The organism is Amycolatopsis sp. WAC 01416 (genome assembly GCF_003947485.1).
In the GTDB taxonomy this organism is placed as follows: Bacteria; Actinomycetota; Actinomycetes; order Mycobacteriales; family Pseudonocardiaceae; genus Amycolatopsis.
The window spans coordinates 427,525-446,817 of record NZ_QHHX01000004.1 but is presented as its reverse complement, the minus strand read 5'-3'; the positions used below and the strand labels follow the sequence as shown (position 1 = coordinate 446,817).

Here is a 19,293-nt window from a genome sequence, read left to right as displayed (position 1 = left end):
GGTGCGCTGGGAACTCCCCCTCTGTCATGGCACCTGAGAGTTTCACCGCACGTGATGCGGCTTTCACCTTGGGTGAGGCGCACTTGCGCGCCTGCTTTCCAGAGTGGCCTCGCGGAAGCGGTAGTGAGTACCTGAGAGATTCCGGGGAGTTTGCTCCTTCGGTGCCCCACCACGTTCGTGAGGGCTCTCCCGCTCCAGCTCGACGGCCCTGTCTGTAGTTGTGCGCACACCGTACCTGGCGTGTTCGACGCACGTCTACTTCGACCCGACGACGTCACTTGCGTGCTTGGAGCCGTAACTCACGTGATCAGAGCCGTAACTCGTGAGTTACGCCTTCAATCACGCGAGTGACGGCTCTGATCACGCGAGTTACGCGTTCTCCATCATCATCTCGGCGGTGATCGTGCCGCAGAGCTCGGCGCACCGCGTCATCATGTCGGCCGCGTCGGCAAGCTCGGCATCACCGGTCTTGGCGCACTCCTGGGCGCACATGCGCATCATCTGGGAGGCGAGGCCGCACATCTTCGCGCACATGCGCATCATCTCGAGGTCGGCGACCATGGCGGAGCAGCGCATCATCATGTCGGCGCACATGCGGGACATGTCCGCGCAGGTCACCATCATCATCCCGAGTTTCGCGCCGCCCATCTCCATGCAGCGCGTCAACATCTCCTCGCACCTGACGTGGCACTCGTTGCACAGGTCGATGCAGTCACGCATGGCGGTGCTCATCTGCCGGGTCATTCTTCGGGCCTCCCGCGCTTTCGGATCGTGGAACCGTGCGGCTCCGCGTCTCAGGACTACAGCGCAGGTCAGCGACCCGCCATCCCAGCCACCGGGACGAGTGACAGGGGTGGCGGGCCAGCGCGACGCAATCAGGTGACGAATTGCGACGGTCAGAGAGGGGTCACGTAGGCGCCCGAGATCCCACCGTCCACCAGGAACTGCGAAGCGGTGATGAACGAGGCGTCGTCGCTCGCCAGGAAGGCGACCGCGGCCGCGATCTCCTCCGGCTCGGCGAACCGCCCGACCGGCACGTGCACCAGCCGCCGCGCCGCCCGCTCGGGGTCCTTCGCGAACAGTTCCTTCAGCAGCGGGGTGTTCACCGGGCCCGGGCACAGCGCGTTGACCCGGATGTTCTCCCGCGCGAACTGCACGCCCAGTTCCCGGCTCATCGCCAGCACCCCGCCCTTGGACGCGGTGTAGGAGATCTGCGACGTCGCCGCGCCCATCACCGCGACGAACGACGCCGTGTTGACGATCGAGCCCTTGCCCTGCCGCCGCATATGCGGCAGCGCCGCCTTGCAGCACAGGTACACCGAGGTCAGATTGACCTTCTGCACCTTCTCCCACGCGTCGATGCCCGTGGTGAGGATCGAGTCGTCCTCGGGCGGGGAGATGCCGGCGTTGTTGAACGCGACGTCGACCGAGCCGAAAGTGTCCACAGTGGTCTGGAACAGGGCATCGACCTGTTCGGCGTCGGTGACGTCGGCCTGCACGAACAGGCCGCCGACCTCGTCGGCCGCGGCTTTGCCCGCCTCGGCGGAGATGTCACCGATGACGACCTTCGCGCCCTCGCTCGCCAGCCGCCGCGCGGTGGCGAGGCCGATGCCGCTGCTGCCGCCGGTGATGACCGCGACGCGGCCTTCGAAACGCTGAACCATTCCTATTCCTCCGTGCTGATAAAGACGTTTTTGGTCTCGGTGAAGGCGTCGACGGCGTCCGGACCGAGTTCCCGGCCCAGCCCGGACTGCTTGAACCCGCCGAAGGGCGTCCAGTACCGGACGGACGAATGCGAGTTCACCGAAAGGTTCCCCGCCTCGACACCACGGGCGACGCGGAAGGCGCGGCCGACGTCGCGGGTCCAGATCGAGCCGGACAGGCCGTACTCGGTGTCATTGGCCATGGTCACCGCGTCCGCCTCCCCGTCGAACGGGACCACCGCGACGACCGGGCCGAAGATCTCCTCCGAAGCCAGCGGATGCCGCAGATCCGGCGGAGTGACGACGGTCGGCGCGAACCAGTACCCGGGGCCGACGGGCGCGTTGCCCCGGAAGGCGACCGGCGCCGCGTCGTCCACATAGGACGACACCTTCGCGTGATGCCCCGCCGAGATCAGCGGCCCCATCTCGGTCACTTCCAGCCGCGGATCCCCCACGACCACGCCGTTCACCGCGGGTTCCAGCAGTTCCATGAACTTCTCGTACGCACTCGACTGCACCAGGATCAGCGACCGCGCGCAGCAGTCCTGCCCGGCGTTGTCGAAGACGCCGTACGGCGCGGTCGCCGCGGCCTTCTCCAGGTCGGCGTCGGCGAAGACGATGTTCGCGTTCTTGCCGCCGAGTTCCAGCGTCACCCGCTTCACCTGTGCGGCGCAGCCCGCCATGATCTGCTTGCCGACCTCGGTCGAGCCGGTGAACACCACCTTCCGCACCGCGGGGTGGTCCACGAACCGCTGTCCCACCACGGATCCCTTGCCAGGAAGCACCTGGAAGACGTCTTCGGGGATCCCCGCCTCACGGGCGAGCTCGCCGAGGCGGATCGCGGTCAGCGGCGTGAGCTCGGCGGGTTTGAGCACGACGGTGTTCCCGGCGGCGAGCGCGGGTGCGAACCCCCAGCCCGCGATGGGCATCGGGAAGTTCCACGGCACGATCACCCCGACCACGCCGAGCGGCTCATGGAACGTCATGTTCACCCCGCCGGGTACCGGGATCTGCTTGCCGCTCAACCGTTCTGGCGACGCGGAGTAGTACGTCAGGACGTCGCGGACGTTGCCGGCTTCCCAGCGCGCGTTGCCGATCGTGTGGCCGGCGTTGGCGACCTCCAGCGCGGCGAGGTTCTCGATGTCGGCGTCGACGGCGTCGGCGAAGCGGCGCAGCAGCCGCGCCCGGTCGCCGGGGTCCACCGCGCGCCAGGCGGGGAACGCCGCGTGCGCGCGGGCGATCGCCGCGTCGGTCTCCTCGGCCGAGGTCGGCTCGACCGACCGCACCACCTCTTCGGTGGCGGGGTTGATCACCTCGAACGTCATGCGCGCTCCTTAGCTGCTTCTACCAGCGCCTCGAAAAGCCTGATGTCGTCGGGATTCTGTTCGGGATGCCATTGGACGCCGAGGACGAACCCGTCGCCGGGCAGTTCGGCCGCCTCGATGGTGCCGTCGTCGGCCCAGCCGACCGGGACCAGCCCGTCGCCGAGCTTGTCGATCGCCTGATGGTGGTAACACGGCACCTTGGTCTCGGTGCCGAGGATCGCCGCGACCCGGCTCCCCTCCGCAAGCGTCACCGTAGTGGTGCCGAAGGTCGCCGGCGCGGGCTGGTGATCAGCACTGTCCAAAGTGTCCGGCAGGTGCTGGGCGAGCGTGCCGCCCAGCGCGACGCTGAGCACCTGCAGCCCGCGGCACACGCCGAGCACCGGCTTTCCGCTGTCCAAAGCGGACCGCAGCAGGCCGAACTCGAACGCGTCCCGGTTCGGCCTCGTGTACGTCGTCGCGTGTTGTTCCTGGCCGTAGCGTGCCGGGTCGACGTCGGCGCCGCCGACCAGCACGAGCCCGTCCACGGCGGACATCAGCCGATCGTGTGCACCGCTCACCGGCGGCAGCAGGACCGGGATCCCGCCCGCCGCGACGATCCCGTCGACGTAGACCCGGTGCAGCAGTGCGGCTTCGGTCTCCCAGACGAGGAACTTCGCGGGCTCCAGGTAGGAGGTGAGGCCGATGATCGGTTCAGAGCCGTTCGAAGCCACGGATCCTCTCCCAGTCGGTGACGGCGGCGTCGTACGCGGTGAGTTCGACCTTCGCCGCGTTCAGGTAGTGGTCGACGACCTCGTCCCCGAACGCGGTCCTGGCGAGTTCGCTCTTGTCCAGCAGCGCCGCGGACTCCCGCAGGGTCGTCGGTACGGTCGGTTTGTCGGAGCCGTAGGCGTTGCCGTGGAACTCCGGCTCCAGCTCCAGTTCGTTTTCGATGCCGTGCAAGCCGGCCGCGATGAGCGCGGCCACCGCAAGGTACGGGTTCACGTCGCCGCCGGGGACCCGGTTCTCGGTGCGCAGCGAGTCTCCGTGCCCGACGACGCGAAGCGCGCACGTGCGGTTGTCGGTGCCCCATGCGACGGCTGTCGGCGCGAAGCTGCCGGGGACGAAACGCTTGTAGGAGTTGATGTTCGGGGCGAGAAAGTAAGTCAGCTCACGCAGCCCGGCGAGCTGACCGGCGAGGAAGTGCTCCATCAGCGGCGAGAACCCGCCGGGGCCGTCGCCGGCCAGGACGGGCTCCCCCTCGGCGGAACGCAGGCTGATGTGGATGTGGCAGGAGTTGCCCTCGCGTTCGTTGTACTTCGCCATGAACGTGAGGCTCTTGCCCTCCTGCGCGGCGATCTCCTTGGACCCGGTCTTGTAGACGCTGTGGTTGTCGCAGGTGGTCAGCGCGTCGGCGTAGCGGAACGCGATCTCGTGCTGGCCGGGGTTGCACTCGCCCTTGGCCGACTCGACGTACAGTCCCGCCCCGCCCATGTCGTTCCGGATGCGGCGCAGCAGCGGCTCGATCCGCGAGGTGCCGAGCATCGAGTAGTCGACGTTGTACTGGTTGGCCGGGCGAAGGTCCTGATACCGCTTGTCCCATGCCGACTCGAAGGTGTCGTCGAAGACGATGAACTCCAGCTCGGTCCCGACGTACGCGGCGAGACCACGCGCGGCGAGCCGGTCGAGCTGACCGCGCAGGATCTGGCGCGGCGAAGGGGCCACGGCGCCGCCCTGCACCCGTTCGAGGTCGGCGAGGACGAGCGCGGTGCCCTCCTGCCACGGAAGCAGGCGAAGCGTGTCGAAGTCCGGGCGCATGACGAAGTCGCCGTAGCCGGTCTCCCACGACGACATCGCGTAGCCGTCGACGGTGTTCATGTCGACATCGACGGCGAGCAGGTAATTGCACGCTTCGGTGGCGTGCTCGACGACCTCGTTGAGGAAGTACTCGGCGGCGCAGCGTTTGCCCTGCAGCCTGCCCTGCATGTCGGTGATCGCCACCAGCACCGTGTCGACCGTGCCGTCCTCGACCAGTTCCCGGAGCCGATCCAGCGTGAGCATGCCGCGCCTGTTCGCCATCAGCCTCACCTAAAGGTTCAAAGCGGTACCTTTGCGGCTTCTTCCTACCGGGTGGACCCGACCTGGTCAACTCGACCAATGGTCTGTCTCGTTACCCATTGCGGACTGTAGTTGATCCCTGGGCGGATTGTCTGCGATGCCCGGCTGAGAAGATGCTGTGAATCCCGCCGGACGGGAGGAGATCCGCACACCCGGAACGTTGTACGGATCAAGAGAGGTGAGAAGGAATGACACAGGCATTCACGCAGCAGACCACGTTCACCGAGCCCCAGGGGCGGGCTCAGCTCCCGACGATGCCCAGTGGGTGGCCGATCGGCTCGTACGAGTCGTACTCCGAAGCGCAGCGTGCCGTCGACCACCTCGCGGGAACGGACTTCCCGATCACGGACGTCACCATCGTCGGGGTCGAGCCGGTCCTGGTCGAGCGGATCGCCGGGCGGATGGGCTGGAGCAAGGTACTGACCAGCTCGGCGCTGTCGGGCGCGATGTTCGGTATGTTCCTCGGCCTCGTGCTGAGCCTGCTGAACCCGGGCGCCGGGCTGGTGCCGATCCTCGTCGGCCTCGTCGGCGGTATCGCGTTCAATCTGCTGTTCGGCGCGCTGGGGTACGCGACTTCGAAGAACAAGCGCGGGTTCATCTCGCAGAGCCAGCTGGTCGCCCGGCGTTACGACGTCCTGGCCCAGCCGCGCAACGCCGAGAAGGGCCGCGCCCTGCTGGCCGACCTGGCCGCCAGGAGCGCGTTCCTCCACTGAGCCTGTTTCCCACGCGAGCCGGCACCTCAGCACGAGGTGCCGGCTCGCGGCTTTACGGGGTCAAGCGGTGCAGGTCACGCGGGAACAACGTCGCCTGGCGGACGTTGGGCAGCCCGAGCAACCGGGCCGTCCAGCGTTCGAGACCCAGCGCGAACCCGCCGTGCGGCGGCATCCCGTGCGCGAAACGGACAGGTGTCCCGGTACGGCCTGGGGTCAGCCGTGCCCGGAGTGCCCACAAGGGACATTCCCTGGCGAGTAAATATCCGATTGATGGCTAGATATGCGGTTTCGCTTAGGGGTCGTGAGTGGCGTTTCGGGTTCTAACCCGAAACGCCACTCACGAGTCCCGCGCAATCGCCCGAGGCGGGCACCACCATCCAGAATGGTGGGAAGGTGCCGGGACGAGGGGATTCGTTCGCGGCCGTGGGGCACCCAGGTGTCGCGAAAGCCACTTTCGGGACCTCAGGCGTCGCGAAAGTGGCTTTCGCGACGCGTCTCGGCCCTGGGTTCAACGACGGCACCGGCGCAGCGAAGTCACCCCTGCCCCCGACGTTGCGAAAGCCACTTTCGCAACGTTGAACGTTGCCAAAGTGGCTTTCGCAACCCGCCACCTCCGCCTTACTCCCAATAAGCCGAACGAATCGCCCAAGTCAGGCACCACCATCTCGCATCACATCCATCAAGGACAGGGAGAAGGCGTCGCCTTACCCGTCCAGACCACCCACGAAATCGGGCGGAGGCGCCCCCGACGGCCGCCTCCACCCGGACCACCTAGCGCGTCGGCTGGGCGGAGTTCGGCGGAGGCGCCACCGAGGAGGACGACGGCGGGGCGGCAGAAGAAGGCACCGGCGCGCCCTTCGGGATCGCCGCACTGAACGGGACCTCGGTCTTCTCCTGGCAGTAGGAGCGACTTCCGTTGTAGCCGTCGCGGTTTCCGTCGTAGTCCTGGACACCCCGCTCGATCTGCGGACGCGGATAGCGGTTGTCGTCACCGGCCTTCCGCTTCTCGCCCGTACTCCTCTCGCAGGCGTACCGCGTAGTGCTGAGCGGACGGCCGTTCTCGTCGTAGAGGTAGATCTCGGTCAGCGGCTTGCCTTCGGCGTCGAACGCGTAGATGTTCTCCACGTCCTGGCTGCCGTACATCAACTGCGGGTTGCCGTAGTTGTCGCTGTAGTTCGGCGTGTAGCCGCTGTTGTAGGAACCGTTGCCGTAGGACCGTTTCGCGATCAGGTCGACCGCGGCGCCCGCACCGCCGAGCATGCTTCCGATGACGAAAGCCGAGATCGGCACGGCCAGCCACAGCAGCCGCCGGTCGGTCTTCAGCTTCGGCCCCGCCCACACCACGGCGACGGCCGCCAGCAGCATCAACGGCAGCAGCAAAACGGCCTCGGTGTCGCGGACCACGAGCAGCAGGCCGAACACGACCAGCACCGCCGCGCACAGCACCCACCACGCCGGCTTGAGTGTGCGGACGTAGTTCAGCCCCTTGCTGTTCCGGTCTTTCCGGAACGAGGCCACGGTCTCGCGGAGTTTGACCACCTCGGGCAGTTCCGCGATCGGGGCGACGCCCTTGCGGACCACGTAGGCGACGCTGATCGCGAGCACGGGGGCGACGAAAAGCAGGCCCAGCAACGGTTCCACCCGGACCCACACCGCGGCGGCGAAGCCGAACAGCGCGAAGCCGCCGACGGAGAACACCAGGCCCCAGAACGCGAACCGCGCTCCGCCGATCCCGGTCTTCACCTTCAGCACGGTGGTCTTGTCGCCCGCGTCGGCCGGACGCGGCGGATAGCCACCTGACGCCCGCAGCTCGGCCGCATAGCTCTCGGGGCTACCCAGCCGCTCGATCAAGGCGTCGACCTTGGGGTTCTCCCCCAGTTCCGCCTCCATCTCGGCGAGATGGGGCCGGACGTCTTCGAGGATCTCCTCGACTTCGCTCTCGGGAAGGTCGGCGAGCGCGCTCCTGACCCTCGCCAGATACACCCGCACGGCGGTCGGATTCTGCGTGCTCATGCTGCCTCTCCCAACAGGCTGTTCATTGTCGTGGCGAAAGTCCGCCAGGTCTGCCCCGACTCCTCGAGGCGCTGACGACCCGGTTCGTTGAGGCTGTAGTACTTGCGGTGCGGGCCTTCTTCGCTCGGCACCACGTACGACGTCAGCAGGCCTGCCTTGTACAGCCGCCGAAGCGTTCCGTACACCGAAGCGTCGCCCACTTCCTGCAACCCCGCGATGCGAAGTCTTCGGAGTACGTCGTAGCCGTAGCCGTCCTCTCCGCGAAGTACCGCGAGAACGGCGAGGTCCAGCACGCCTTTAAGTAGCTGACTGATCTCCACAGTCGCGTCCCTCCCAGTCTTACGCAACAGAAGGTACCACGCATTGCGCAGTAGTGCGCACGGCGGAACCCGCTTGCGTCAAAGGGGTGGTTCATGGGTTACTTACTCCAGTAATGAACCACTGCACCCGGCACGGGTGCACGAAGACTGGGAACGGAGGTGTCGTGCTCGACGAAGGAACACCCCTGTTCGTGCAGATCGCCGAACAGATCGCCGACGACATCGCCGAGGGAAGCCTGGCCGAGGGGGAACGCGTGCCGTCAACCAACGAACTCGCCGCCTTCTACCGGATCAATCCGGCGACGGCGGCCAAGGGGATCAACGTGCTCGCCGACGACGGACTGCTCGAAAAGCGGCGCGGTATCGGCATGTTCGTCGCCGGCGGCGCGCGGCAGAAGCTGCTCACCGACCGGCGGCAACGATTCGCCGAGCAGTACCTCGACCCGATGCTCATCGAAGCGCGGCGCCTCGGCATCGACGACGAAACCCTGATCTCGCTCATCCGCGGGAACGGACACCGGAACGGAGGACCCGCCGCATGACGCCGACCATTTCGACCACCGGCCTGACCCGGCGCTACGGGGACCACCTCGCGCTCGGCGATGTCTCGGTCGACATCGAAGAAGGCAAGATCACCGGCCTGCTCGGCCGCAACGGCGCGGGCAAGAGCACCTTCCTGCGCATCGTCACCGCACAGGAGTTCGCCGGCGCGGGCTCGGTCCGCGTGTTCGGCGAGAACCCGGTGGAGAACGAACGCGTGCTCCAGCGCCTGGTGCTCGTCCGCGAGGACCAGCAGTTCCCGGACTTCAAGGTCCGGCACGCCCTTTCGGCGGCGTCGTGGTTCTACCCGAACTGGGACGCGGAACTGGCCGACACGCTGCTTCGCGACTTCGACCTGCCGACGAAGCGCCCGATCAAGAAGCTCTCGCGAGGGATGCGCTCGGCGCTGTCGATCACGATCGGGCTGGCGGCACGGGCGGAACTCACGCTGCTCGACGAGCCGTACGCGGGCCTCGACGCCGTCGCGCGCCAACTGTTCTACGACCGGCTGCTCGACGACTATTCGGCCTATCCGCGCACGGTCCTGCTGTCCACGCACCTGATCGACGAGGTGGCGGATCTGCTGGAGCACGTGGTGATGATCGACAAGGGCCGCGTCGTGCTCGACGCTCCCGCCGACGAACTGCGCGGCTCGGCCGCCACGGTCAGCGGGCCGGCCACGGCGGTGGAATCCTTCGTCGCCGGCCGCCGCGTGCTGCACCGCCGCAAGATCGGTTCACGGGCTTCGGTCACCGTCGCCGACGCGCTCGACGCCGCCGCGAAGGCGCGGGCACAGGCCCTGCATCTGAAGCTCGAACCGCTTTCCTTGCAGCAGTTGATGGTGCACACCTCCAACACCGGACAGACGACAGCGGAGGAGGCGTCCGCATGAACACCCTGGTCAATGTCGCGCGCTACCACCTGGTGGACCGGCTCCAGTTCCTGGTCCTCCCGGTCGGCGTCACGTTCTTCGCGTTCCTGGTGAACCTCACCATCTTCGCGGTGATTCCCGAGACGCCCGAGGAGAACTACTCCGGCGGCCTGTTCACGCTGTACGTGTTCATGCTCGTCTGCGGTGCCTTGAGCATGACGAAGTCGCTGCCGTTCGGGCTCGCGCTGGGCGTGTCGAGGCGGTCGTACTACCTGGGCACGATCCTGCTGGTGACCGGGCTGGCCGCGCTGTACGCGGTGGGGATCGTCGTGCTCCAGGCGATCGAGAACGCCACCGGCGGCTGGGGGATCGGCCTCAACTACTTCCGGGTGCCCTGGCTGCTCGACGGTTCTTGGTATCTGACCCTGCTCACGTCTTTCGTATTGCTGACGCTGATGTTCGTCTACGGCATGTGGTACGGCCTGATCTACCGGCGCGCCGCGGTGCTGGGCGTGGTCCTGTTCGCCGCCGCGCAGGTACTGGTGCTGGTGGGCGGGGTGCTGCTGCTCAGCTGGACCGATTCCTGGCCGAAACTCGGCACGTTCTTCAGCACGCTGACCGTCGGCGGCGTGACCGGGGTGCTCGCCCTGCTGGTCTGCGTCGCGGGGGTGGGCGGCTTCGCCACGATGCGCCGCGTGACCGTCTGAAATCCTTCCGCACCAAGGAGTTCCGTTATGGCCGTAACTCATGTGGTGTTGTCGGTGCTGCTGGCCGCGATCTTCGCCGTACTGGGGGTGGCGAAGGTCCTGCGTCAGCCGTCGTTGATCTCCCGGACCGAGAGGCTCGGCTTCTCGGTCCGGGAGATCCAGGGGATCGGCGCTCTCGAGATCGCCGGAGCGGCGGGCCTGGTGGCCGGATTCTTCTGGGCGCCGCTCGGGATCGCCGCGGCGATCGGCCTGGTGGCGTTGCTGATCGGGGCGGCGATCGCCCATCTGCGGGCGGGTGACGGGATCAAGGACGTCGCCCCGCCGATCTGGCTCGCGCTGGTCTCGGCGGCGGCCGCCGTCACCGCGATCGTTTCGGCTTAAGCAGCAAGCGTTTCACGGGCTCGGTCGCGAATGCGTCCGACCACGGTGGACCGTCGCCAGGCGCGCGTGACCTCCACCAGCCACGCCGCTTCGGTGGCGATGTCCGGCTCGTCGAGGTAGGTCGCCGGAACGTCGTCGGGGGCGTACCGGCGGCCGGCCTCGGAGGCGACGAGCGCGGCGGCCAAGGCCGCGGCTTCGATCGTCGCGGGGACCCGGGATTCGGGGATCTTCGCCTTGCGTGCTTCGGCTTCCGCCACCGGCGGCACGTCCGGATCGAAGTAGGGACGCAGCGCGAGATGGCCGTCCCTGATCTCGATGACCCTGCGGTACAAGGCGAACTCGACGCCGCCCGGCATACCGGGGCCCGGGTCCAGGGCGATTCCCGGGACGGCTTCACGCAACGCGGTCCACAACGGCTCGATCCGGCGATAGGTCCGGTACGTGCCGATCAGGCGGAACGGGGTGGCCAGCGCGGGCCCCCACACGCTGAGCGTCGCGCCCGCCCCGGCGAGCCCGACGCTCAGCGCCGCCAGGATCGACGAGACGGTTTCCTCACCGGCGTTGACCTCGCCGGTGGTGGCGAGGATGTAGATGTCGTCGACGTCCCAGAAGGTCCAGCCCAGCGCGGCGACGCCGCCGCCGACGAGCAGCCACAGCCCGGTGCGAAGCGGGCCCGGATCTGCATGGCGTGCGAAGCGGGCGAAGACGATCGAGAAGGTCAGCAGGCTGATCAGACCGTAGACGAGGAAAAGGACGTTGTACGCGACGAACCAGCCGAGCCTGCCCGGCCCGGCGGCGGTGTGCTCGCCGACGCGGTAACTGTCGGAGAGGAAGAAGAGCACGATCTCGGCGGCCACGACGATCCAGGACAGCAGCGCGTGCCAGCCGATCCGCTTGCCCTCCCCCAGTTTCAGCGAATGCGCGAACGCGACCGCGAAGGCCATCGCGCCGATCTTGAGCAGATCGGCCGCGAGGTTCAGAAGGCTTCCGATGGGTTCTTCGACGCCGACGGCGTTCTCCATGGCCGGGGTGAGCAGCATGATGCCGCCCGCGATGCACATCCCGAACGCGCTGAGGAACCACATCCGCCGCAGCGGCTGGGTGTGCCGCGCCTGGATCAGCTTGTACCCGAATCCCGCGAAAGCCACCACGCAGCAGAAATACGCGATGGTCTCGGTCACGGCCGGCGCCGTTTCCGGCTGCCGAAGAGGTTGTCGACCCTGGCCATCCCACCGGCGAGGTCGCTCCCGCTCTCGTCGAGACGCGCCGCTCCGCGCACCGTCGTCCGTGCGACGCGCTGCGCGAGCAGACTGGCGAGCAATTCGGCCTCCTGCTCCTCGACGGCGCTGTAACTCGTGCGGCCGAGGACACGGCGGACGAGTTCGGGCGACAGGTTCGGCATGAGGGTCTTGCCGGCGGCGGCGTCGAGCACGATCCCGTCGGCGCCGACGTCCGAACCGGTGTGGCCGCACAACAGGTGGCCGACCTCGTGCAGGAGGATATGCCGCCGGTGCAGGGCGGTGGTGTTGGTCGGATAGAGGATGTAGTCCGCGCGCTCGGTGCTCATCAACAGCCCGCAAGGGCCGCTGGAGGGGACGCTGACCTGCATCAACTCGATCGGGCGGCCGCGTTCGGCCGCCAATTCGGCGGTGAAGGCCTCGGCGTCGAAGGGTTCGGGAAGAGCGACGCCGTCGGCGAGCCCCCGGCAGCGGCGCCACAGCTCTTTACGGCGGCGGTCCACTCACGTCTCCTTCTTCGTGCCGCCCCGTCCGGATTCCCTGCGGGCGATCGCGTCGATCATGTCGCTGATGGTGTCGAGTCCGTCGGGGGAGAGTGTTACGGCCCGCAGCGCGACATCCCGGACGCCGGCGTCGCGGAGGGCGCCGAGCAAAGCGAGCTCCTCGGCGATCTTGGCGCTCTGCACGTCGTCGAAGAAGTACGCCGGCGAGACACCGAAGAACTGGGCGAGGGCCTCGAGGTGGCGTTTCGTGGGATTGTCACGGCGACCTGTGCGCAACTGCCACAGGTACGTCGTCGAGAAGCTCTCGCCGGTGGCTTCACGGCACGCCTTGGCGACCTCTTCGTGGCTGTACGGCTCACGATCGGGCCTCAGCACGATCTGGAACAGCTTGTCGATCTTCTCGGCGAGCGTCGTCTTGCCGGGCTCGGTCGCGGCCACCATCCCACTCCCTCAATGTCGTGCCCGTTCATGCTAGTTGACGCGACACCCGCGCCGTACACGACAGTTTTCACCTCAAGCGCGGGCGCGGCTGGCACCGGGGGCACGAAAAGGACGAGCGGTTCATGAAGGGATCACGCCGGATCGCGGTTCCGCACCGGCCACAGGGCAGGCCTTCCTGGCCATAGGCGTCGAGCGATCGGTCGAAATACCCGGATTCGCCGTTGATGTTGACGTACAAGGCGTCGAACGACGTCCCGCCCGCGACGAGCGCGGCGTCCATGACCTCGCCGGCGGCGGTGAGGACCGTCCGGCCCTGTGCCGCGGTGAGCTTTTCGGTGGGCCGAGCCCAGTGGAGCTTGGACCGCCAGAGGGCTTCGTCGGCGTAGATGTTGCCGATACCGGAGACGAGGGTCTGGTCGAGCAGGGCGCGTTTGATCTCGGTCCGCCTCGACCGCAGCGCGCGGACGGCCTGGTCGAGGTCGAAGCGCGGGTCCATCGGATCGCGAGCGATATGCGCGATGGTGGACGGCAACGCCGTCCCGTCGACCTCGGTGAGTTCCGCGAGCGCGAGACCACCGAAAGTCCGCTGGTCGACGAAGCGCAACTCGGGCCCGTTGTCGGCGAAACGGAATCGCACGCGAAGGTGCTTCTCGTCAGGCGCTTCTTCGGGCTGGACCAGCATCTGGCCGCTCATGCCGAGGTGCGCGAGCATGGCCTGGCCGTCGGAAAGCTCCAGCCACAGGTACTTGCCGCGACGGCGGGCCGCGGTGATCTTGGTACCGGAAAGGCGTCCGGTGAAATCCTCGGCGCCGAGTTCGTGACGGCGGATCGCGCGGGCGTGGAGAACTTCGACCTCGGTGATCGTCCGGCCGGAGGCATGCGCCTCGAGCCCGGCGCGAACCACCTCGACCTCGGGGAGTTCGGGCATGACGTCGATTCTCCCACCGGCCCTCGTGAGTGGTAATGACGGCCAGAACCGTTATTACCACTCACGAGGGAGTGCGGGACTCAGGTGGTCTTCGGCGGCTGTTCGACGTCGAGTTCGGCCGAAAGCTGTCGCCAGGCCGTCTCGGCGGCCTTCTGCTCGGCTTCCTTCTTGGTCGTTCCCGAGCCGTAGCCGAGTTCACGCCCGCCGACGAGGACGGTCGCGGTGAACTCCTTGCGGTGATCGGGACCGGTGTCCTCGACCTTGTACTCGGGCACGCCGAACCCGGCCGACGCGGTCAGCTCCTGGAGGCTGGTCTTCCAGTCCAGTCCGGCGCCACGCAGCGGCGCTTCGGCGAGCAGACCGTCGAACAGGTGGTGCACGAGCTTACGCGCGATGTCGATGCCGTGCTGCTGATACGCGGCGCCGATGACGGCTTCGAGACCGTCGGCGAGGATGCTCGCCTTGTCCCGGCCGCCGGTGAGCTCTTCGCCCTTGCCCAGCAACAGGTGCTTGCCGAGCCCACCTTCGCCGAGGCCGCGCGCGACCCTGGCCAGCGCGTGCATGTTGACCACGCTGGCGCGAAGCTTCGCGAGCTGACCTTCGGCCAGGTCGGGATGGGTGTTGTAAAGGTGGTCGGTGACGACCAGACCCAGCACCGCGTCCCCGAGGAACTCCAGGCGCTCGTTCGGCGGCAACCCACCGTTCTCATAGGCATAAGAACGGTGGGTCAGCGACAATGTCAGCAGCTCGGGCTCGATCGTGATCCCGAGTGCTTCGAGCAGTGGTGCGGTGTCCACGGGTGGTCCACCGGCCGACTTGCCCCCCATGTCGTCAGCTGCCGATCAGGCGGGCTCGACGACCTGGCGACCATTGTGCTGGCCGCAGGCCGGGCACGCGATGTGCTGGAGCTTCGGCTGCTTGCAGGCGCGGTTGGAGCAGGGCACCAGCTGAACCGGAGCCGCCTTCCACTGGCTGCGGCGCGCGCGGGTGTTGGATCGCGACATCTTCCGCTTCGGGACGGCCACGAGTAGATCTCCTTCAGACGGTCTGCCCGCGGTCGCGAGCGAACTTGCTTCTCCGGAACGAGCTGGTGCTCGTCAGGCTTGCTTTCCGGGGCCATCAGCCTGGTCATCGGCCGTTTCGTCGCCGAAACGCCTCACCAGCGTGGCCCACCGAGGGTCTATCTTCTCATGCCCGTGCCCGGGCTCGAGATCGGCCCACTTGACACCGCATTCGATGCACAGTCCCCGGCAGTCCTCGGTGCACAGCGGGGCCAGCGGCAGCGCCAGCACCACCGCGTCCCGGACCGTCGGCTCGAGGTCGATCCGGTCGTCCACCAGGCGAGGGATCTCGTCCTCGTCGGTGGTCTCCTCGGTCGCGGAGCCGGGGTAGGCGAAGAGCTCGGTCAGGTCGACCTCGACGTCTTCCGTGATCGGGTCGAGGCACCGCGAGCAGTGCCCCGTCGCGACGGCGGACGCCGTACCGCTGACGAGCACACCCTCGACGACGGATTCGAGCAACAGGTCGAGTTCCAGGCTGGAGCCGGCGTCGATGGTGATGACGTCGGGCACACCGAGCGCGGTCTCGACGGGAATGGCGCGTTGGACGGCCTTGCTCAGGCCGGCGTGACGGCCGAGTTCGCGGGTGTCGAGCACCCACGGGTTCCGGCCGTCCAGTTGCGCAGGCCTGGCCTGCGGCGACTTGTTCTCAGACATCGATGACCAGGGTACGCAGTCCCCGCCACCGACTTTCGGGCACGCCCCGCGAAGCCCCGGCGGGCAGCTGCCCGTCCGTGAAGGACTCCTTGAGGCACCAAGCGTGGAGGTCCTTTCCCGTGTACATGAAGGCCCCCTTCCTGTACCTGGGCGCGAGGAAGGGGGCCTTCATGTACTTCAAGCGAGCAAGGGGGCGCCGGAACGCCCGGGTCAGGACTGGTAGTCGTACAGCGACGTGCGGCTGTTGCCCGGCAGGTTGACCGGGGACCGCAGGTGGTTGCGTCCGGAGTCGACCGTCCGCAGCGTGGTCGCCAGCAGTTCGGAGAACTCGGCCAGCTTGCCGTCGACGTAGGCGTCGCAGTCGCTGCGCTGCTTGTCGGCCTCGACGTGCGCTTCGTCGACGATGCGGGCCGCCTCGCCGTGCGCGGCTTGGACGACCTCGGTCTGGGCGACGAGCCGGGCCTGTTCGGCGCGGCCGTCCTCGATGGCGCGCTCGTAGGCGTCGCGGCCGGCTTGGATCATCCGCTCCGACTCCGCGCGGGAGCGGTCGGTGAGGCTCTGGAACTCGGCCTGTCCGGCGGCGACCATGCGCTCGGCCTCGCCGTGCGCGTCGCTCATCATCTGCTCGGCGCGGGCGCGGGCGTCGGCGAGGATGCGCTCGGCCTCCGCCTGGGCGTCGGCGACCGTGCGGTCGGCCTCGGTGTTCGCCGTGGTGATCGTCTCCGCCGCTTCGGTGCGGGCGGTCTGGATCAGCTGGTCGCGCTTGTCGAGGACGTCCTGCGCGTCGTCGACTTCACCCGGGAGGGCGTCGCGGATGTCGTCGAGCAACTCGAGGGTGTCCCCGCGTGGAACGACGCAACTGGAGGTCATCGGCACGCCGCGGGCTTCCTCCACGATGGTGACGAGCTCGTCGAGCGCCTCGAAAACCCGGTACACGGCCCACTCCCTACCTACTGCTACAGCGATCCCCACATTCCCTGAGATCAGTTTGCCCTCATCGCCGCCGTAAGGGGTGAAAGCGCGCGGTACCGGGCGTGTCCCCACCGGTACCGCGCGCCACCTACCGGAGGTTGAGCTCCGGATCCGTGACCAGTCCGATCAGCTGGTCGTCGGCCGGAATCGAGCCGCCGCCGCCCGTGCCGGCGGTCACGGTGACCGACGTACCGGCGGTCACGGCGACCGACGTACCGTCGGCTCGGTACATGGTCACGCTGCGGGCAGGTTCGACGTCGCCGGCGGGCAACGACGGGACGAGTCCGGAGACGACGACGGTGCTTCCGTCGGCTCGGGGCGTCTTCGTACAGTCCACCGGTTCCCCGCTCGTCACCCCGCCGATGTCCGCATCGAATCCGTTGATGGCCTTCCGGCCGGGTTTGCAGCTGTCTTCCAGGGAGAAGCCGAGCTTGGCGGCCTCGGTTCCGCTGATCGTGATCACCAGGGGCCGTTCGGCGCCGGCGGCGTCCCGGTAGCCGACCATGACGACGAGCACGTCCCAGTCGTTCTCGGTCCGCAGCTGATGTACGGAGCGGACCCGAATGTCACTGGTCCCGGCGAGCACGGTGGGCAGGGTGGCCGCCAGATGCCCGGTGATCCGCGCTTTCTGCGCCGTCAAGTCCACCTTCGGCGACACCGGCGGTTTCGGGGTTTTCGCCGGCCCCGCTTGGACAGTCGTCGGGGACGGCGGCCCGGCCGGTGTGACCACGGGATCGTGACCTGGTGCCACGAACACCACCGCGGCCGCGATGATCGCCAGTGTCGCGGCCCCCGTCACCGCGACCGCCCGCCGGTTTCGCACCTTCTTCGCCGCCGTCCCGGCGACTTCGTCCGGGTCGAAGCCGAGCGGTGGCTCGGCCAGTTCGATCCCGCGCAGCCTGTTTTCGAGTTCGTCCATCACGCGCTCCTCCCGGAGACAGCCTCGTCATGCTGTCTCTGCAGGGCCGCACGCAGGGCGTCGAGCCCTCGCGCGGCCTGGCTCCTGACCGTCCCTTCCGAACAGCGCAGCGCGACGGCGACCTCCGCGACCGGGAGATCGGCGCAGTAGCGCAGCACGACGACGGCGCGCTGTTTCGGCGGAACTTCGGCGAGGGCGCGAAGCAGCGAATCCGAGACCCCGGCATCGGCCGGGGCGGCGGGCTCTTCGGGGACGACGCCGTCGCGGTTCTCTCTGCTCCGCCAAGGTCGTCGCCGCTCGTCGAGCCAGCAGCGCATCAGGATCTGCCTCGTGTAGTTGTCGACGGGCCCTTTCCGGCGGACCTTCGGCCAGACCCGGTAGAGCTTGATGAGCGCGGTTTGGACCAGATCCTCCGCGAGATGCCAGTCGCCGCAGAGGAGATACGCCGTCCGCCTGAGCGGTAGCGCCTTGTCCCTGGCGAACTCCCTGAAGCTCGCATCGTCCCCAGACCGCATCGTGCCTCCTCGTCCGTGTTCCGGTGTATCTCACGGACGAGGAGGCACGAAATGTTGCATGAGCGGATCAGCCGTCGAGGTTCACCAGCTTGAAGGTCGCGTAACGGTCCGGGGTGTAGATGATCTCGCCACCCTTGCCGGAGATCACGCGGTCGCTCGTGCCCACCGGGAACAGCTGGTAGTAACCGGCCGCGCACGACGGCAGCACGCCTTCGCGGTTCTCGTAGACCGTGCCGGTCGCGCCACCGCGGGCCTTGTCCACCACGGACTTCGCCGCGGAGGACAGCGTCGAGTAGCCGACCTTCGTCAGCTTCGAGGTGTCGCCGCAGGACGGCGACGGCGTGCCGTCGGCGTCGATCACGGAGAAGGTCTTGTAGTGGTCGGCGGTGTAGAAGTGCTCGCCGGCGTTACCGGTGACGATGCGGCGCGCACCGCGATCGGGCGAACCCGGGGTCGGGACCGTGTACTCGCGGTAGTAGCCCGAAGCGCACTTCGGGAGGATGTTCTCGCGGTTGGAGAAGACCGTGCCGTCCTTGTCCGGGTACGGGAACGGGCCACCCTTCTGGATGAGGTTGTAGGTCGTCGTCGCCTCGGCGGGCAGCGACGAGAGCGACACATGCTTGAACCCGGTGAGATCCCCACACGGATTCTGCTGGATCGAGACCGGGGCGGCCGTGGCCTGCGCGGCACTCAGCCCGCCGAAGAACGTGACAAGCAGAACGAGCAGCGCGGCGGCGATCCGCGATCGTTTGTTGGTCATTTTCGGACCGTAACCCGATCGTGTATTCACCAGAAGGCGCCGAGATGAACTCTTCACCGCCGTTCACCGTTGACCGACCAACGGCTTCGGCCGTTCGGGTCAACCTCGTTCGGAGTGCTTCTCCATGAGACGTTTGAACACTATCGGCGGGACGAGGTGCTCGATGTCGCCCCCGAGCGCGGAGACCTCTTTGACCAGCGAGCTCGACACGAACCCGTACGCCGGGTTGTTCGCCATCAGCAGGGTTTCCAGCCCGGTCAGCTCACGGTTCATCTGCGCCATCTGGAGCTCGTAGTCGAAGTCGCTGACCGACCGCAGCCCCTTCGCGACCGCGACGATGTCGTTCTCGCGGCAGTAGTCGACCAGGAGGCCCTGCCAGGAATCCACGCGCACGTTCGGCAGCTTCGCGGTGATCTCACGCAGCATGTCCATCCGCTCCTCGGTGGTGAACAGGCCTTTCTTGCTCTTGTTCACCCCCACCGCGACGACGACCTCGTCGAACAGCCTCGCCGCCCGCTCGATGATGTCGAGATGTCCATTGGTGGCCGGGTCGTAGGACCCGGGACAGACCGCACGCCGCATGCGCGGACGCTACCAAGGAGAAGGGACCCCTGCGCGTTCATCAGTGCGCCGTC

24 protein-coding genes, 1 pseudogene and 1 riboswitch are annotated in these 19,293 nt (G+C 67.6%); of the genes and pseudogenes, 5 read left to right on the top strand and 20 right to left on the bottom strand.

The window, feature by feature from the left end; all coding sequences use genetic code 11:
* Positions 1-11: 11 nt before the first annotated feature.
* Positions 12-112: riboswitch (glycine riboswitch) on the bottom strand.
* 257 nt (positions 113-369) lie between these two features.
* The 5 genes from DL990_RS15830 to DL990_RS15810 all read right to left on the bottom strand — a co-directional run bounded on the left by DL990_RS15830 (position 370) and on the right by DL990_RS15810 (position 5,083).
* Complete coding sequence (locus DL990_RS15830) at positions 370-744, bottom strand: hypothetical protein (RefSeq protein ID WP_125786633.1); 375 nt, start codon at positions 742-744, stop codon at positions 370-372.
* A 152-nt stretch (positions 745-896) separates the two neighbouring features.
* Complete coding sequence (locus DL990_RS15825) at positions 897-1,664, bottom strand: 3-oxoacyl-ACP reductase (protein ID WP_125799122.1); 768 nt, start codon at positions 1,662-1,664, stop codon at positions 897-899.
* A 2-nt stretch (positions 1,665-1,666) separates the two neighbouring features.
* On the bottom strand, positions 1,667-3,028 hold the full coding sequence (locus DL990_RS15820; protein ID WP_125799121.1) for an aldehyde dehydrogenase: 1,362 nt from the start codon (positions 3,026-3,028) through the stop codon (positions 1,667-1,669).
* Positions 3,025-3,738 carry a gamma-glutamyl-gamma-aminobutyrate hydrolase family protein gene (locus DL990_RS15815; protein WP_125799120.1) on the bottom strand — a complete coding sequence of 238 codons (714 nt, stop codon included), beginning with the start codon at positions 3,736-3,738 and terminating at the stop codon, positions 3,025-3,027. The genes DL990_RS15820 and DL990_RS15815 overlap by 4 nt, the downstream gene beginning before the upstream one ends.
* The gene (locus tag DL990_RS15810) at positions 3,719-5,083 is read right to left on the bottom strand and encodes a glutamine synthetase family protein (RefSeq protein ID WP_199746412.1); all 1,365 of its coding nucleotides are present in this window, start codon (positions 5,081-5,083) and stop codon (positions 3,719-3,721) included. Before DL990_RS15810 ends, DL990_RS15815 begins: the two co-directional genes overlap by 20 nt.
* Before the next feature lie 227 nt (positions 5,084-5,310).
* On the opposite strand from DL990_RS15810, the gene DL990_RS15805 reads away from it, so the two are divergent.
* Entirely contained in the window at positions 5,311-5,835 is a 525-nt protein-coding gene (locus DL990_RS15805) for a general stress protein (protein WP_125799119.1), read from the top strand.
* A 52-nt stretch (positions 5,836-5,887) separates the two neighbouring features.
* On the opposite strand, the pseudogene DL990_RS15800 reads toward DL990_RS15805, so the two are convergent.
* From DL990_RS15800 to DL990_RS15790, 3 genes and pseudogenes are all read right to left on the bottom strand, one after another.
* Positions 5,888-6,019 (bottom strand): annotated as a pseudogene (locus DL990_RS15800) (amino acid--tRNA ligase-related protein); the annotation flags it as partial.
* Between the two features lie 587 nt (positions 6,020-6,606).
* Positions 6,607-7,848 (bottom strand): DUF1700 domain-containing protein, encoded by a 1,242-nt coding sequence (locus tag DL990_RS15795; RefSeq protein WP_125786639.1) that lies wholly within the window; start codon positions 7,846-7,848, stop codon positions 6,607-6,609.
* Positions 7,845-8,168, bottom strand: a complete 324-nt coding sequence (locus tag DL990_RS15790) for a PadR family transcriptional regulator (protein WP_034323457.1) — start codon at positions 8,166-8,168, stop codon at positions 7,845-7,847. The genes DL990_RS15795 and DL990_RS15790 overlap by 4 nt, the downstream gene beginning before the upstream one ends.
* Positions 8,169-8,332: 164 nt before the next feature.
* Between DL990_RS15790 and DL990_RS15785 the strand changes: the two genes are divergently transcribed.
* Genes DL990_RS15785 through DL990_RS15770 form a run of 4 tightly spaced genes read left to right on the top strand, consistent with a single transcriptional unit; the run spans position 8,333 to position 10,667 of the window.
* The gene (locus DL990_RS15785; protein WP_005160428.1) at positions 8,333-8,710 is read left to right on the top strand and encodes a GntR family transcriptional regulator; all 378 of its coding nucleotides are present in this window, start codon (positions 8,333-8,335) and stop codon (positions 8,708-8,710) included.
* On the top strand, positions 8,707-9,600 hold the full coding sequence (locus tag DL990_RS15780; RefSeq protein WP_125799117.1) for an ABC transporter ATP-binding protein: 894 nt from the start codon (positions 8,707-8,709) through the stop codon (positions 9,598-9,600). The genes DL990_RS15785 and DL990_RS15780 overlap by 4 nt, the downstream gene beginning before the upstream one ends.
* Complete coding sequence (locus tag DL990_RS15775; RefSeq protein WP_125799116.1) at positions 9,597-10,286, top strand: ABC transporter permease; 690 nt, start codon at positions 9,597-9,599, stop codon at positions 10,284-10,286. Before DL990_RS15780 ends, DL990_RS15775 begins: the two co-directional genes overlap by 4 nt.
* A 27-nt stretch (positions 10,287-10,313) precedes the next feature.
* On the top strand, positions 10,314-10,667 hold the full coding sequence (locus tag DL990_RS15770; protein ID WP_125799115.1) for a DoxX family protein: 354 nt from the start codon (positions 10,314-10,316) through the stop codon (positions 10,665-10,667).
* On the opposite strand, the gene DL990_RS15765 is transcribed toward DL990_RS15770, so the two are convergent.
* From DL990_RS15765 to coaD, 12 genes are all read right to left on the bottom strand, one after another.
* Positions 10,664-11,848 (bottom strand): MAB_1171c family putative transporter, encoded by a 1,185-nt coding sequence (locus DL990_RS15765; RefSeq protein ID WP_125786643.1) that lies wholly within the window; start codon positions 11,846-11,848, stop codon positions 10,664-10,666. The genes DL990_RS15770 and DL990_RS15765 overlap by 4 nt on opposite strands.
* Positions 11,845-12,408: a hypothetical protein gene (locus DL990_RS15760; protein WP_125786644.1), complete on the bottom strand. Its 564-nt coding sequence runs from the start codon at positions 12,406-12,408 to the stop codon at positions 11,845-11,847. Before DL990_RS15760 ends, DL990_RS15765 begins: the two co-directional genes overlap by 4 nt.
* Complete coding sequence (locus tag DL990_RS15755) at positions 12,409-12,849, bottom strand: helix-turn-helix domain-containing protein (protein WP_125786645.1); 441 nt, start codon at positions 12,847-12,849, stop codon at positions 12,409-12,411.
* Between the two features lie 67 nt (positions 12,850-12,916).
* On the bottom strand, positions 12,917-13,777 hold the full coding sequence (mutM, locus tag DL990_RS15750) for a bifunctional DNA-formamidopyrimidine glycosylase/DNA-(apurinic or apyrimidinic site) lyase (RefSeq protein WP_125792597.1): 861 nt from the start codon (positions 13,775-13,777) through the stop codon (positions 12,917-12,919).
* 80 nt (positions 13,778-13,857) lie between these two features.
* Positions 13,858-14,604 carry a ribonuclease III gene (gene rnc / locus DL990_RS15745; RefSeq protein ID WP_199746410.1) on the bottom strand — a complete coding sequence of 249 codons (747 nt, stop codon included), beginning with the start codon at positions 14,602-14,604 and terminating at the stop codon, positions 13,858-13,860.
* Between the two features lie 15 nt (positions 14,605-14,619).
* Entirely contained in the window at positions 14,620-14,802 is a 183-nt protein-coding gene (gene rpmF, locus DL990_RS15740; protein ID WP_005160412.1) for a 50S ribosomal protein L32, read from the bottom strand.
* A gap of 72 nt (positions 14,803-14,874) precedes the next feature.
* The gene (locus DL990_RS15735; protein ID WP_125786647.1) at positions 14,875-15,492 is read right to left on the bottom strand and encodes a DUF177 domain-containing protein; all 618 of its coding nucleotides are present in this window, start codon (positions 15,490-15,492) and stop codon (positions 14,875-14,877) included.
* 210 nt (positions 15,493-15,702) lie between these two features.
* Positions 15,703-16,428, bottom strand: coding sequence for a DivIVA domain-containing protein (locus tag DL990_RS15730; protein ID WP_125786648.1), 726 nt, complete (start codon positions 16,426-16,428; stop codon positions 15,703-15,705).
* Between the two features lie 124 nt (positions 16,429-16,552).
* Positions 16,553-17,383 (bottom strand): hypothetical protein, encoded by an 831-nt coding sequence (locus DL990_RS15725; protein WP_125799114.1) that lies wholly within the window; start codon positions 17,381-17,383, stop codon positions 16,553-16,555.
* A complete protein-coding gene (locus DL990_RS15720; protein ID WP_125786650.1) occupies positions 17,383-17,898 on the bottom strand; it encodes a SigE family RNA polymerase sigma factor in 516 nt (171 codons plus the stop codon). The genes DL990_RS15725 and DL990_RS15720 overlap by 1 nt, the downstream gene beginning before the upstream one ends.
* A 67-nt stretch (positions 17,899-17,965) precedes the next feature.
* Positions 17,966-18,658 (bottom strand): ribonuclease domain-containing protein, encoded by a 693-nt coding sequence (locus DL990_RS15715; RefSeq protein WP_125799113.1) that lies wholly within the window; start codon positions 18,656-18,658, stop codon positions 17,966-17,968.
* 99 nt (positions 18,659-18,757) lie between these two features.
* A complete protein-coding gene (gene coaD / locus DL990_RS15710) occupies positions 18,758-19,240 on the bottom strand; it encodes a pantetheine-phosphate adenylyltransferase (protein WP_125786652.1) in 483 nt (160 codons plus the stop codon).
* Positions 19,241-19,293: the final 53 nt, after the last annotated feature.

What these genes read in the sequence shown, in the direction of transcription:
- DL990_RS15795 (WP_125786639.1), bottom strand. Translation starts at nt 7,848, where the DNA reads ATGAGCACGCAGAATCCGACCGCCGTGCGGGTGTATCTGGCGAGGGTC.
- DL990_RS15720 (WP_125786650.1), bottom strand. Translation starts at nt 17,898, where the DNA reads ATGCGGTCTGGGGACGATGCGAGCTTCAGGGAGTTCGCCAGGGACAAG.
- DL990_RS15780 (WP_125799117.1), top strand. Translation starts at nt 8,707, where the DNA reads ATGACGCCGACCATTTCGACCACCGGCCTGACCCGGCGCTACGGGGAC.
- DL990_RS15755 (WP_125786645.1), bottom strand. Translation starts at nt 12,849, where the DNA reads ATGGTGGCCGCGACCGAGCCCGGCAAGACGACGCTCGCCGAGAAGATC.
- DL990_RS15735 (WP_125786647.1), bottom strand. Translation starts at nt 15,492, where the DNA reads ATGTCTGAGAACAAGTCGCCGCAGGCCAGGCCTGCGCAACTGGACGGC.
- DL990_RS15715 (WP_125799113.1), bottom strand. Translation starts at nt 18,658, where the DNA reads ATGACCAACAAACGATCGCGGATCGCCGCCGCGCTGCTCGTTCTGCTT.
- DL990_RS15770 (WP_125799115.1), top strand. Translation starts at nt 10,314, where the DNA reads ATGGCCGTAACTCATGTGGTGTTGTCGGTGCTGCTGGCCGCGATCTTC.
- coaD (WP_125786652.1), bottom strand. Translation starts at nt 19,240, where the DNA reads ATGCGGCGTGCGGTCTGTCCCGGGTCCTACGACCCGGCCACCAATGGA.
- DL990_RS15830 (WP_125786633.1), bottom strand. Translation starts at nt 744, where the DNA reads ATGACCCGGCAGATGAGCACCGCCATGCGTGACTGCATCGACCTGTGC.
- DL990_RS15775 (WP_125799116.1), top strand. Translation starts at nt 9,597, where the DNA reads ATGAACACCCTGGTCAATGTCGCGCGCTACCACCTGGTGGACCGGCTC.
- DL990_RS15820 (WP_125799121.1), bottom strand. Translation starts at nt 3,028, where the DNA reads ATGACGTTCGAGGTGATCAACCCCGCCACCGAAGAGGTGGTGCGGTCG.
- mutM (WP_125792597.1), bottom strand. Translation starts at nt 13,777, where the DNA reads ATGCCCGAACTCCCCGAGGTCGAGGTGGTTCGCGCCGGGCTCGAGGCG.
- DL990_RS15810 (WP_199746412.1), bottom strand. Translation starts at nt 5,083, where the DNA reads ATGGCGAACAGGCGCGGCATGCTCACGCTGGATCGGCTCCGGGAACTG.
- rnc (WP_199746410.1), bottom strand. Translation starts at nt 14,604, where the DNA reads ATGGGGGGCAAGTCGGCCGGTGGACCACCCGTGGACACCGCACCACTG.
- DL990_RS15805 (WP_125799119.1), top strand. Translation starts at nt 5,311, where the DNA reads ATGACACAGGCATTCACGCAGCAGACCACGTTCACCGAGCCCCAGGGG.
- DL990_RS15725 (WP_125799114.1), bottom strand. Translation starts at nt 17,383, where the DNA reads ATGGACGAACTCGAAAACAGGCTGCGCGGGATCGAACTGGCCGAGCCA.
- DL990_RS15825 (WP_125799122.1), bottom strand. Translation starts at nt 1,664, where the DNA reads ATGGTTCAGCGTTTCGAAGGCCGCGTCGCGGTCATCACCGGCGGCAGC.